We start from the raw sequence: 13,141 nt of genomic DNA on the forward strand, positions 1-13,141 counted from the left end.
TACCGCCACAATAAGTAGGGCAACCAGAAGTACGAGAGCAATTGGAAGTGTGATCAGCATAAACCAGCCAGATACAAATCCGGCATATAACACGCCCCCAAAATCGAATCCCAGGAAGACGCAGGGGTTCTCGAAGCCTTCATGTAGCGTACAGCCGCGCCAGTCAGCAAATGACGACGAGAGGATCACACCAAGGACTGGTATGAGGCAGAGGATAAGAGTTCCTCCAAGCCAAATATACAGCCCTTTAAATCCCATCAGCCTTTCAAAACCCCCAACGCCTCTTTCAAATCAATTGCCCCATCATAAAGCGCACGGCCCGAGATGGCGCCGTTCAGGCGCGCGCCGCAGGATTTCAATGCGCGCAGGTCGTCCAGCGAGCTTACGCCGCCCGAGGCGATGACGGGGATCGAGACCGCGCGGGCCAAATCGGCGGTCGCCTCGGTATTCGGGCCCTGCATCGCGCCGTCGCGGTTGATGTCGGTGTAGATGATGGCGCAGACGCCTGCGTCCTCGAACGACTTGGCAAGGTCGGTGACCATGACGTCGGTTTCCTCGGCCCAGCCTTTGGTGGCGACGCGGCCGTCGCGGGCGTCGATGCCGACGGCGACTTTGCCAGGGAAGGCGCGGGCGGCTTCGCGGACCAAATCGGGGTTCTCGACGGCTACGGTGCCGAGGATCACGCGAGACAGGCCCTTTTCAATCCAGCCTTCAATGGTGGCCATGTCGCGGATGCCGCCGCCCAACTGGGCGGGGACGTCGATGGCGCCAAGGATCGCCTCGACCGCTGCGCCGTTCACAGGCTCGCCTGCGAATGCACCATTCAGGTCGACCAGATGGATCCACTCGCAGCCTGCGTCCTGAAATGCGCGTGCTTGTGCCGCGGGATCGTCGTTGAACACGGTGGCTTCTTCCATCTCGCCGCGCAGCAAGCGCACGCATTGGCCGTCTTTCAGGTCGATGGCAGGATAGAGGATCATGGCAGGCGCTCCGTTAAGCTGTCGGTTGCGCTGCTTTTTACATGGACAAGGGGGAAAGCCAAGTAAGACCTCCCGTGACGTCACACTTGCCACAAGGCAGCCTAGGGCGGCAGGATATCCTGCAAAACAGGGAGGTAACTATGAAACGAGTGATTGCAGCAGCGGCTTTGGCCGTTGGCCTGGCAAGCCCAGCGATGGCGGATCCGGTGCTTGGGGTGTGGAAGACACAAGTCGATGACGGGGCATATGCACATGTGACCTTCTCGAAATGTGGGGCCGCATTGTGCGGCGTGATTTCGAAAGCTTTCGATGCAAGCGGGGAAATCAGCACGCCTAATATTGGCAAGCAATTGGTCTGGGATATGAGCCCGAATGGCGGCGGCAAGTACTCGGGTGGCAAAATCTGGCAGCCTTCGACGGGCAAGGTCTATAAGTCGAAGATGACGCTTGCAGGGTCGTCCCTGAAGGTCGCAGGGTGCGTTGGCCCGATTTGCAAGAAACAGACGTGGTCGCGGGTGAAATAACGCAGACCGCACAGGGGTTCAGTAACCAGTACTCCATACACAAAGGGCGCCCATTGAGGCGCCCTTTTTTGTTACGGTGTCCAGCTCAGGAAATTTGCAATCATTCTCAGCCCGGCTGCTTGGCTTTTTTCCGGGTGGAATTGCATGCCGATCATGTTGTCTCGTCCGACAATCGCAGTGATGTCGCCGGCATAGTCGCAATGTGCGAGCCGTTCTTCAGCGTTGTCCACAACGAAGTGATACGAGTGCACGAAATAGGCGTGATCGCCTGTGGTAACCCCGTCCAGAACTGGGTGGTCGCTGTCGATCACCAGATCGTTCCAGCCCATATGAGGCACCTTCAGCGCCGGGTCAGCCGGAGTGATCTTGCGTACATGACCTTTGATCCAGTCGAACCCGTCGGTGTCCTGATATTCATGGCTGACGGTGGCCAGCATTTGCATGCCGACGCAAATCCCCATGAACGGGCGGCTCTGACGGATCACAGCCTCTTCCAGCGCTTCATATATACCGCGGTGGTCGGAAAGCTGCTGACGGCAGGCCGGGAAAGCCCCGTCGCCGGGCAGAACAATCCGGTCAGCGCGGGCCACGTCCTCGGGCTTGGTTGATACGATCACGTCGCCCGCATTCGTCTCGGCTGCCATGCGTTGAAACGCTTTTTCGGCCGAGTGCAGGTTGCCGCTGTCATAGTCGATGATCACGGTCAGCATATCAGTCTCCGGGTCGGGTGCCTTTTACAGCGCACCCTTGGTCGAGGGGATGGCGTCCGCTTTGCGCGGATCGGTTTCGACGGCCACGCGAAGCGCACGGGCCACGGCCTTGAACGCGGCTTCGGCCACGTGGTGGGCGTTGAAGCCGTGGATCTGGTCGATGTGCAGCGTGATGCCGCCATGAGTCGCCAGTGCCTGGAAGAACTCGCGTACCAGTTCGGTGTCGAAGTTGCCGATCTTGGGGGCGGCGAACTCGACATTCCAGATCAGGAACGGGCGTGCCGACAGGTCCAGTGCCGCGCGCACCTGCGCATCATCCATTGGCAGGTGGCATTCGCCGTAACGACGGATGCCTTTCTTATCGCCAAGTGCCTCGACCAGCGCTTGCCCGATGGCAATGCCGGTGTCTTCGACCGTGTGGTGATCGTCGATGTGCAAATCCCCTTCGGCGCGGATCGTCATGTCGATCAGCGAATGGCGCGACAGCTGATCCAGCATGTGGTCAAAGAAGCCCACGCCGGTCTGGTTGTCATACTGCCCGGTCCCGTCGAGGTTCAGCTCGACCGAGATCGCGGTTTCAGCGGTTTTGCGAGTGATCTGTGCGCGCCGCATGGGATGTCCTTCTATTACCTGCGCCCCTTATAGGGGGGAGGGGCGGCGGCGAAAAGACAGCAACCCAACGAAAAGGGGCGCTGTGGTGTAAGCGCCCCAAATTCGGTTTGATGCTGAAAGGCGGGGTGGTCTTGGCCGCGCGGGGTTACGCGGCCTGAGACATTACGAACTCGCGTGGGCAGATTTCCATCAGATAGCTCAGGTCTTCTCGGGACATATATGTCAGAAAACCGCGAATCACTGTGTTCAGTTCGCGCGGGTACAAAACAAGCGCGCCGGGTTCACAATGCATATACCCCTCGCGTTCGGCGAGGCCGCGGAATGCGTGATGTTCTGCCATGAATCCAAACACATGGTCGGGCGACCAGCGCAACAGGCTTGTTGCCAATGCAAACCGGGCGAGAATCCCGGGAAGCCCCGTGCCGCGATAACGGTCACTGCTTTCGACCCAAAGGTCTCCATGATAGCAAATCTTCCCGGTGATCCGCTTGGCTCCGGGGCCGGGGCGGTACATGCTGCGATTCATATCCAGAGTGTACCCCGGTGGTGCAAACCCTTGAAAATTCTCGCTAAGATAGTCTGAAAGATACGTATCAGACATATCAATCATGCGCATTGCTTGCGAGTGCATCATCTTGCCCTCGCGGTCCCAACCTACAATCCAGAACCCATTATCTTCGGTTAGCGGTTGGACCTCAGGATCAAACGCCAGTCCCAGTGGGAGCTTGCTTCGGTGCTCGGCAATGTAGTTTGAATAGAGATCGAAATCTGATCCGATTTCGATCATTACGTCCTTCTCGTTAATGATGTCTAGCATGCGTGTTACGTACTGCGCGCCGGCGAATGTGTCGTGAATGGTCATCGGAACCTCTTGGCTAGTGGCTATGACCAATTTTCGCGCAGTCGTTGCGATTTGTCGAATGAACACGCCCTAGTGGAAACTTGTCGACAATATGGCGCAAAATTGACACGGACGCAGAGCGGCACTCTTTAGAATGGCGGTTTCACATCCATTGCCAGTTCCGGGGGCATCGAAAGGCGCATCTCATCCGGCAATTCTAGAATTTGAACATTCAGAGTGCGATCAATCAGGGTTGCCAGCGCCAAATCGCCATCGGCATATCTGCAAGCCATCACAAGACGGTGGTACGAGATCGGAGTCGGAATGTCTTCGGGCCCATACGGCATATGGGTGTGAATATGATCAAGCCGGAGACTTCGGGTACTGGCTACATCATGGAATGATTGAGTCAGCAGATAGCTATAGCCTTTGTCGGTCGGCAGATTGACGGCACTGCGGCCAACAGCGGACCTATACTTTTCCCACCCAAACCACGTTGCGAAGGACGATTTGTCGCCAACTTCCGTACAGATCCAATCTCCGTTTTGCGGGTTGTATCGGAACACCATCAAATATGGTCGCAAGCTGGCGAAACTTGGGCTTTCCAGCTCTCCTTCGGACTGCGCCCAGCTGTGGAATCCGAACTTGAGAAGCTCGGAAGAATTGTCCCAAAGTGAGGTCAGGGGATGCTGTTGCAGGAAGTAAGGGATCTTCCCTTCCTGCAGTGCCAAATAGTGCAGGCCGAGAACATGCCTGCTTTCGCTGTTCAGCCAAGCCTCACCGCGCGCCAAAAGTTCCTCGGCTTCTTTAAGAGCGTTCTCTCCGGTTTCGGTCAGTTTGTATTGTCGGTTTTCAAACGAGAACAGTGGATTTCCCATGTACTCTTCAAGATGGTCGATATGCCGACGGACTGTTTGGCGCGTGCTTCCAAGGTTCTTTACAGTCTTTGATAGGTTGAGAGTCTGCGCCAATGAGGCGAACGACCTCAGCATCTCATACAGTAGCGCAGGCGCATCTCGATGGGTCATCTATGTTCCCTTGTTTGTAAACGCATTGTGCACGATGGCGAAACACTCACCCCCCGATCAACCGTAGCGGCGATCGGAAAACCCTTGAAATACAGGCCTTAGATAGAGTTGGTAACATAAATCATCCATCATGCAATCAAAAATGTTACATAAATGTTCAAACCTCACCAATTGGGTTTCATATCGTTTGATGCCATTCTCCCTTAGCGGGAAACAATTATGTGGTGAAAAAATGGTACATCCGGTTGATGTTCATGTTGGAAAGAAAATTCGCGAAGTGCGCCTGCTGCGGGGCATGACGCAAGTAAATGTAGCTGAAAAACTGGGACTTTCGTTCCAGCAGCTGCAAAAATACGAGACCGGTTATAACCGGGTGTCGGCTAGCAAGATGTTCGAGATCGCTCAACTTCTTGATGTAGAGCCGGCCTATTTCTTCGAAGGGCTGCCGCGTGCGGGTGTGCCCCAGCGCGAAGCTATGGATGAACGGACAGCAAAGGCCGCACAGGCGTTGTCCTCGATCACGGATGAAAAGATCCGTGCACAGATCCAGTCGATGATTCACGAACTTGCCGGGCGCCAGTCTCTGAGCGCCTGAACCCATCGTCCTCTGAGGGGAAGGATGAATTGGGGAAGGGGATGCGCAACGCGCGTCCCCTTATTTTTTTGTTTGCGTGAAATCGGGCGCGTGAACATGTGGACGCACCAGCTGCGTTGGTGCGCATCCATCCATCAATTTTGGGATCTGGTCCATTTGGAGCGGGCGAGGCGATTCGAACGCCCGACCCTAACCTTGGCAAGGTTATGCTCTACCCCTGAGCTACGCCCGCTTCCTATGGCAGTGTCTGGTGGGTGACCAGACTGGGTAACCGATTGGAGCGGGCGAGGCGATTCGAACGCCCGACCCTAACCTTGGCAAGGTTATGCTCTACCCCTGAGCTACGCCCGCTTCCTTCGGTGAGGCGTGAGATATGAAATACAGGCGCGGGCTGCAAGGGGAAAAGCGAGAAATTTCAGGTTTTTTTCTGTTGAGAGCCGCGATGAGCAGGGGTGCGTCTCAGCAGACACAAAGAATTGACCTAAAAAAAGCACGTTTCATACATATATAGTAAAGAAGAAGGAGTGTGGGGGCTCGGAATCATCCTGGGGAGGGTGGGTTTTGGAACTAAATTCTTGCAACTATCAAAAAGTGGTCACGGAGCGTGAGCGCCGTGAAGCGCTGTCTTTGAAACAATGTGAATGCTGCGGTGTAACGTCTGCAGAACTTGCAGCCCGTGGCGAGAGCCTTGAGGTGTGTGGTGATGAGTATATGGCCCGTTTGGGTGGTGGTGGGCGTGTGCTGACACCTGTTGCCCTTTGTCCGACGTGTCACGAAGAGAACCACCGCGACGCGCACAATCATCACAAACATTGCCAGGTCAAAGCACGACAAAGCCGCGAGAGCACGTTCTAAGCCTGAGCTTGGGCATTCGGTTTTGTATCATTGAACGAAAAACGGCCGCTCTGAATGCGGCCGTTTTCGTTTCTACTGTCGGGATAGTTTATTCCAACTCGACCAGCAGATCCTTTGCGTCAATCTGGCCTCCAGCATTCACATGGACCGCACTGACGATCGCATCACGTTCGGCGTGAATACCGGTTTCCATCTTCATTGCTTCGATCGTCAAAAGAAGATCGCCTTCGTGCACCTGCTGACCTGCGGCCACAGCGACTGAAGCAACCACGCCCGGCATTGGGGCGCCTACGTGGTTGTGATTGCCATCTTCGGCCTTCGGGCGCGCTTGGGTTGTCGACTTCACCAGACGGTTTGGCACGCGGATCGTGCGCGGCTGACCGTTCAGTTCGAAGAACACCTTCACTTCGCCGTTCTCGTCGGTTTCGCCCAGTGCCTGCAGACGGATCTCCAGCGTTTTGCCCGGGTCGATCTCGGCCGAGATCTCTTCTCCTGGCTCCATGCCATAAAAGAAGGTCTTGGTCGGCAGGGTGCGCACCGGGCCGTACTGGCGGTGGCGGCCCATGTAGTCCAAGAAGACTTTGGGATACATAAGATAGCCGTTCAGATCCTCATCATCGACTTTGAACCCTGCGAGCTCCTTCGACAGTTCGGCACGGGCAGCCTCAAGGTCCACGGGCTCCAGATGCTTGCCCGGACGTTCCACATTGGGTTTCTCGTCCTTCAGAACCTTCTTGATGATTGACTTTGGGAAGCCACCGGGCGGTTGGCCCAGATTGCCGCGCATCATGTCGACTACCGAATCCGGGAAGGCCACGTCGGCCTTCGGATCCTCGACTTCTTCGCGGGTCAATCCTTGGCTGACCATCATCAGGGCCATATCGCCGACAACCTTCGATGACGGCGTTACCTTCACGATGTCGCCAAACATTTGGTTTACATCCGCATAGCTTTGCGCGACGTCCGGCCATTTCTCTTCCAGCCCAAGCGAACGCGCCTGCGCCTTCAGGTTGGTAAACTGACCGCCGGGCATTTCGTGCAAGTACACCTCGGAGGCAGGCGCTTCTAGCCCGCTTTCGAACGCGGCGTACTGATGGCGCACACCTTCCCAATAGTTCGAGATCTCGCGGATCGCACCAATGTCCAACCCGGTGTCGCGGTCGGTATTGCGCAACGCTTCGACCACCGAGCCTAGACAGGCTTGCGACGTCCCACCTGAAAACGCGTCCATTGCCACGTCTACAGCGTCCACGCCCGCATCCGCTGCGGCCAGAATGGTCGCGCCTGCAATGCCCGAAGTGTCGTGCGTGTGGAAGTGGATCGGCAGGCCGACCTCTTCCTTCAGCGCCTTTACCAGCACGCGGGCTGCGGCGGGTTTCAGCAGGCCAGCCATGTCTTTCAGACCCAGAACGTGCGCGCCCGCGGCTTCCAGTTCTTTCGCCATACCGACATAGTATTTCAGGTCATATTTCGAACGATCCGGGTTCAGGATGTCGCCGGTATAGCAAACCGTGCCCTCGCAAACCTTGCCTGCGTCGACCACAGCGTCCATTGCGACGCGCATGTTTTCCACCCAGTTAAGGCTATCGAACACGCGGAACACATCGACGCCAGACACAGCCGCCTGACGCACAAACTCTTGCACGACGTTGTCAGGATAGTTCGTGTATCCAACCCCGTTCGAGGCGCGCAGCAGCATTTGTGTCATCACATTGGGCATCGCATGGCGCAGGTCGCGCAGGCGCTGCCACGGGCATTCCTGCAAGAAGCGGTACGCCACGTCGAAGGTCGCGCCCCCCCAGCATTCCACGCTGAACAGGCTGGGCAAGTTCGCGGCATAGGCCGGGGCTACTTTGATCATGTCGATCGAGCGCATGCGGGTCGCCAGCAGCGACTGGTGCCCGTCGCGCATGGTGGTGTCGGTGATCAGCAGCTGCTTCTGCGCCTTCATCCAATCCGCAACTGCCTGTGGGCCTTCGGCTTCAAGCAGGGTACGCGTTCCGGCAGCTGGATCTGCGCGCAGGGCAGGGGGCTTCGGCGCTTTCAAGTCTGTGGGCGGGGCAGGACGATCTGTCGTTTCCGGGTGTCCGTTTACGGTGATATCCGCAATATAGGTCAGTACCTTGGTGCCACGGTCACGACGTTTCGAGAACTTGAACAGCTCGGGCGTCTCGTCGATGAATTTCGTTGTGTATTGATTGTTCAGGAATGTCGGGTGCTTCAGCAGGTTTTCGACGAAGGCAATGTTCGTGGACACGCCACGCACACGAAATTCGCGCAGCGCGCGGTCCATGCGGGCAATCGCTTTCTCAGGAGTCTGTGCCCAAGCCGTCACTTTGGTTAGCAGTGAATCGTAGTAGCGCGTGATGACGCCGCCCGCATAGGCCGTACCGCCATCCAAACGGATGCCCATACCGGTGGCCGAGCGATAGGCGGTGATGCGGCCGTAATCCGGAATGAAGTTGTTCTGCGGGTCTTCCGTGGTCACGCGGGTTTGCAGCGCGTGGCCGTTCAGGCGGATGTCGTACTGGCTGGCTTTGCCGGTGGCTTCGGACAGCGATTTACCCTCGGCGATCAGAATTTGCGCCTGTACGATGTCGATGCCGGTGACTTCCTCGGTTACGGTGTGCTCAACCTGCACGCGTGGGTTCACCTCGATGAAGTAGAACTTGCCCGATTCCATATCCATCAGGAATTCGACCGTGCCCGCGCATTCATAATTTACGTGGTTACAGATCTTGCGACCAAGTTCGCAGAGTTCCTCACGCTGGGCTTCGGACAGATACGGTGCTGGTGCGCGTTCAACCACTTTCTGATTGCGGCGCTGGACCGAGCAGTCGCGTTCGTAAAGGTGATAGATATTGCCGTGGCTGTCGCCAAGGATCTGTACCTCGACGTGACGCGCGCGGGTGATCATCTTTTCCAGATAACCCTCGCCATTGCCAAAAGCGGCTTCCGCTTCGCGGCGGCCTTCCAAGACCTTCTCTTCAACTTCGTCTTCGCTGAAAATGGGGCGCATCCCGCGCCCGCCGCCGCCCCAGCTGGCTTTCAGCATCAAGGGGTAACCGACTTCGGCGGCCTCTTGCTTGATGGCCGCCATGTCGTCGCCCAATACTTCAGTGGCCGGGATTACAGGCACACCAGCTTCAACAGCGACCTTGCGGGCCGAGGCCTTGTCGCCAAGCGCACGCATGGTTTCTGCTTTGGGACCAATGAAGGTGATGCCGTTGGCGGCACAGGCATCCACGAAATCCGGGTTCTCGGACAGAAGGCCATAACCTGGGTGGATCGCGTCAGCGCCGCTTTCCTTGGCAACCCGGATGATCTCGTCAATCGACAGATAGGCGGCCACCGGCCCCATGCCTTCGCCGATGCGGTATGCCTCGTCCGCTTTAAAGCGGTGTAAGCCCAGCTTGTCTTCTTCGGCATAGACCGCAACGGTCTTTTTGCCCATCTCGTTGGCTGCCCGCATCACGCGGATTGCAATCTCGCCGCGGTTGGCGATCAGGATTTTCTGAAAGTCGCGCATCAGTGGTCCCCTTGGTCCGTAAATGGAATTGCCGGAGTCGTAGGGGGTGCCGCATTGCAGCGCAATAGTTTTTGTAACGATTGAGTAAGGTTTAGCGCTATATTGGTAAAAATATCTTACCAATATAGCCACGGATTACGAGGGCTTCGAAAGAAGCCCTCCTGCTTGGCGTGTGATATGCCCCTCAAGCTCGAGATTCACCAATTCAGGTAGAATCTGTTGCGAGCCCAAACCATATGATTGGCCGATGTCGCGGATCAATTGATCCTCGGCCAAAGGACAGGATCCCAGTCTGGACAGGATCTGACCATGCAATTCGGCGGTTTCCGCCAATGTCCTTTTGTCGCGAGTTCCCGCCAATTCTGTGGTCGCAGAAGCGTCATTTGCACGCGCTTTCGCGTCAGAAACAGCGGAAGATGCTGCCGGACCGATGGCTTCAATCACATCAGCTGCGTTGCGTACCAGCGCCGCCCCGTCCCGGATCAGCATGTTGCAGCCAAAGGCCCGAGCATCAAAGGGATGTCCCGGTACCGCCAGCACGTCGCGCCCCTGATCCAGTGCGTTGCGCGCAGTCAGAAGCGATCCGGATTTTGCAGCGGCTTCGACCACCACGACGGCACGGGCCAGCCCCGAGATCAGCCTGTTGCGTCTTGGAAAGTGCCGCGCTTGTGGCGTCACACCCGGCGGCATCTCTGAGATACGAAGCCCATCGCGCGCGATGTCTTCGGCCAGATCGGTGTTTTCTTTCGGATAGATCACATCCACGCCGCCCGCCATCACCGCGATGGTTTTGCCGGATTTCAACGCGGTCTCATGGGCAACCGTGTCGATCCCGCGCGCTAGGCCCGAGATTACGGTGAACCCTACCTCGCTTAGATCGTCCGCGAGTTTGCGGGCCATGCGTGTTCCAATCGAGGAGGCATTGCGTGCGCCGATCAGCGCGACAATGGGGCTGTGCAACAGGGTCGTGTCGCCCATCGCCCAGAAGAATGGAGGAGGGTCCGAGATTTCCGACAGCAGCGCGGGATATGCTTCGCTGCCCCAACAGATCATCTTGGCACCCGCCATTTGCGCCCGACGATATTCATCTTCGGCCACGTGTTCGGGGCAGGGGGCATAGTCTTTCACACCCGCTGCCTTCGCGACCTCTGGAAGGGCGTCCAGCGCTGCCTCGGCTGAACCATGTTCGCCCAGAAGTCGGAAAAAAGTTGAGACACCCACGCGGCGTGATCGCAAAAGACGGATCCACGTCAGAGCCTCGTCTTCGGTCTTGGGTGAGGGGGTGGGGTGAAGAGGTTGGAAAAGGTCCTTGGTCATGTGTGATTCCGTCTTTTGCGGGATCAGCATGCAAGGGAAATGGTTAACGGGCCGTGAATCGCAGCATTTTGGTTCAAATCGCCTATGCTGATGTTGGCGACACAGCGTCCTCGGTTTTTTGTGCACGCTGATAACGCCACAGGAAAATTGTCGATGCGGTAAACGCTCCTGCAACGGGCCACCAAAAAGGAACATATAGCGGATCGTCCGGGGCGTAGGCCCCGATCATGAAATATGTTCCAAGTGCAAAAATCTGCCCCAGAACAATTGCTATTGGTCGCGGGGCATTCATAGTACGCACCGCACCGACGAATGTGGGCAGTGTTATTGGGAGCGTTAGCAACATCGCTACACTTGTTGCCACCCCCAGTAGCCCCGATGTTCCAAGAATGGTTACCCAGAGCGATTCACGTCTCGTAAAAGCGCTCATCATAGTCAACACCTCTTGGACAATAAGGGTAAAGCAGATCAGTATGATTGCTCCTGTGAAGAGGAACCCAACCGTAAACAGAGCCGGCCACAGACTTCGTTTAAACTCCGCTCCGAAGCTCACGCCGCCGAACCCCCAACCGTTAGCCCGCCAATCAGCAGCGACGGCTGCCCCACGCCTACGGGCACCGACTGCCCCGCCTTGCCGCAGGTCCCAACGCCCGGATCCATTGCCATATCGTTTCCGATGGCGCGGATCTGTTTCATCGCTTGCGGACCGTCGCCAATCAGGGTGGCACCTTTCACCGGCGCGCCGACTTTGCCGCCTTCGACGCGGTAGGCCTCGGTGCAGGAAAACACGAATTTCCCGTTGGTAATGTCCACTTGGCCACCGCCGAATCCGACTGCATAGATGCCGTCCTTCAGCTCGCCCAGCACTTCTTCCGGGGTGGCGTTGCCGCCTTCCATAATGGTGTTGGTCATACGCGGCATTGGCGCGTGGGCATAGCTTTGGCGACGCCCGTTACCCGTGGGAGCGACCCCCATCAGGCGCGCGTTTTGGCGGTCTTGCATATAGCCGACCAGCACGCCGTCTTCGATCAACACCGCACGGCCCGAGGGCGTGCCTTCGTCATCCACGGTGATCGACCCGCGCCGGTCGGGCAGGGTGCCGTCATCGACGACGGTCACACCTTTGGCCGCGACCTGTTGGCCGACAAGTCCCGAGAATGCCGAAGTGCCTTTGCGATTGAAGTCGCCTTCCAGCCCGTGGCCCACGGCCTCGTGCAGTAGGATGCCGGGCCAGCCATTGCCCAGAACCACATCCATCATCCCGGCAGGCGCAGGCACCGCGTCGAGGTTTACCAATGCAATCCGCAACGCCTCGCGCGCGGTGCTTTGCCAGTGTTGCGGGTCCATCAGGCCGGTCAGACCAGCACGTCCGCCGCCACCGGAGGATCCGCTTTCGCGACGCCCGTCGTTTTCCACGATGACCGACACATTTAGCCGTGTCATGGGACGTGTGTCCGAGACCAGCTGGCCATCGGGGCGCAGGATGTGGACCTCTTGCAGTGAGGCCGCGATCGTGGCTGAGACCTGTACCACCCGCGAATCAAGATCACGGGTAAAGGCGTCGATCTCGCGCAGTGTCTCGACCTTCAGGCCAAAGCTGGCATCCGCCATTGGGTCAGCATCTGTATAGAGCTTCCGGTTGGTGCGGGCCGGCGCATCTGCCCATGTTCCGCCGCCATCACCCACGGCCAATGCCACAGTCGAGGCGGCGCGCTTCAGGGCAGCTTCGCTGATCTCGGTTGAATGGGCGTATCCAGTGGTTTCACCCTTCACGGCACGTAGTCCGAAGCCTTCAGAAGCGTCATAGCTGGCATTGCGCAGACGGCCGTCGTCAAAGACCAAGGCCTCAGACCGCATCCGCTCTAGAAACAGCTCGCCGTCATCGGCCCCGTTTGTGGTCTGCGCCAGAATCTTCTGTGCCTCATCCTGGCCAATCAGGGTCTCGAACGGGCGAAATGCGGTGGTGTTGGTCATGGGGGGCCTTTAGTTTGCGCTAAACGCGACGTTGTTCGTTAACTTGCGAAGGTTTTTCCTTGTTCCCAGCTTTCTAATATGGTTTCACACCAATGAGAAACAAGGGATTCCCGCGCCTTGTGTGTGGGAGAGTCATGAGCGCGCAGCAGCCTGAACCGGAAATCACCGGTGCCGGG

Annotated in this window: 10 protein-coding genes and 2 tRNA genes; 2 read left to right on the plus strand and 10 right to left on the minus strand. The window is 57.4% G+C overall.

The window, feature by feature from the left end; translation table 11 throughout:
* Positions 1-257 precede the first annotated feature (257 nt).
* Positions 258-980, minus strand: a complete 723-nt coding sequence (hisA, locus tag ACP15F_RS02855) for a 1-(5-phosphoribosyl)-5-[(5-phosphoribosylamino)methylideneamino]imidazole-4-carboxamide isomerase (protein WP_424939338.1) — start codon at positions 978-980, stop codon at positions 258-260.
* Between the two features lie 140 nt (positions 981-1,120).
* On the opposite strand from hisA, the gene ACP15F_RS02860 reads away from it, so the two are divergent.
* Positions 1,121-1,504 carry a DUF2147 domain-containing protein gene (locus tag ACP15F_RS02860; protein ID WP_424939339.1) on the plus strand — a complete coding sequence of 128 codons (384 nt, stop codon included), beginning with the start codon at positions 1,121-1,123 and terminating at the stop codon, positions 1,502-1,504.
* A gap of 71 nt (positions 1,505-1,575) precedes the next feature.
* Here the strand turns inward: ACP15F_RS02860 and hisH are convergent, their stop codons facing one another.
* The 4 genes from hisH to ACP15F_RS02880 form a co-directional block, all read right to left on the minus strand.
* Positions 1,576-2,214, minus strand: coding sequence for an imidazole glycerol phosphate synthase subunit HisH (gene hisH / locus ACP15F_RS02865; RefSeq protein ID WP_424939340.1), 639 nt, complete (start codon positions 2,212-2,214; stop codon positions 1,576-1,578).
* Positions 2,215-2,238: 24 nt separating this feature from the next.
* Positions 2,239-2,826, minus strand: a complete 588-nt coding sequence (gene hisB / locus ACP15F_RS02870) for an imidazoleglycerol-phosphate dehydratase HisB (RefSeq protein WP_424939341.1) — start codon at positions 2,824-2,826, stop codon at positions 2,239-2,241.
* 145 nt (positions 2,827-2,971) lie between these two features.
* On the minus strand, positions 2,972-3,688 hold the full coding sequence (locus ACP15F_RS02875; protein ID WP_424939342.1) for a hypothetical protein: 717 nt from the start codon (positions 3,686-3,688) through the stop codon (positions 2,972-2,974).
* 128 nt (positions 3,689-3,816) lie between these two features.
* A complete protein-coding gene (locus tag ACP15F_RS02880) occupies positions 3,817-4,695 on the minus strand; it encodes a LysR family transcriptional regulator (protein ID WP_424939343.1) in 879 nt (292 codons plus the stop codon).
* 130 nt (positions 4,696-4,825) lie between these two features.
* Between ACP15F_RS02880 and ACP15F_RS02885 the strand changes: the two genes are divergently transcribed.
* A complete protein-coding gene (locus tag ACP15F_RS02885; protein ID WP_424939344.1) occupies positions 4,826-5,290 on the plus strand; it encodes a helix-turn-helix domain-containing protein in 465 nt (154 codons plus the stop codon).
* Between the two features lie 157 nt (positions 5,291-5,447).
* Here ACP15F_RS02885 and ACP15F_RS02890 read toward each other — a convergent pair.
* From ACP15F_RS02890 to tldD, 5 genes are all read right to left on the minus strand, one after another.
* Positions 5,448-5,522: transfer RNA gene (locus ACP15F_RS02890), tRNA-Gly, on the minus strand.
* A gap of 44 nt (positions 5,523-5,566) precedes the next feature.
* Positions 5,567-5,641, minus strand: a tRNA-Gly gene (locus ACP15F_RS02895).
* Positions 5,642-6,233: 592 nt separating this feature from the next.
* Positions 6,234-9,674 (minus strand): pyruvate carboxylase, encoded by a 3,441-nt coding sequence (locus ACP15F_RS02900; protein WP_424939345.1) that lies wholly within the window; start codon positions 9,672-9,674, stop codon positions 6,234-6,236.
* A gap of 135 nt (positions 9,675-9,809) precedes the next feature.
* Positions 9,810-10,991, minus strand: coding sequence for a DNA-processing protein DprA (gene dprA / locus ACP15F_RS02905; protein WP_424939346.1), 1,182 nt, complete (start codon positions 10,989-10,991; stop codon positions 9,810-9,812).
* A 549-nt stretch (positions 10,992-11,540) separates the two neighbouring features.
* The gene (gene tldD, locus ACP15F_RS02910; protein WP_424939347.1) at positions 11,541-12,965 is read right to left on the minus strand and encodes a metalloprotease TldD; all 1,425 of its coding nucleotides are present in this window, start codon (positions 12,963-12,965) and stop codon (positions 11,541-11,543) included.
* Between the last annotated feature and the right edge of the window lie 176 nt (positions 12,966-13,141).

Source organism: Aliiroseovarius sp. S253 (genome assembly GCF_049800855.1).
In the GTDB taxonomy this organism is placed as follows: Bacteria; Pseudomonadota; Alphaproteobacteria; order Rhodobacterales; family Rhodobacteraceae; genus Aliiroseovarius.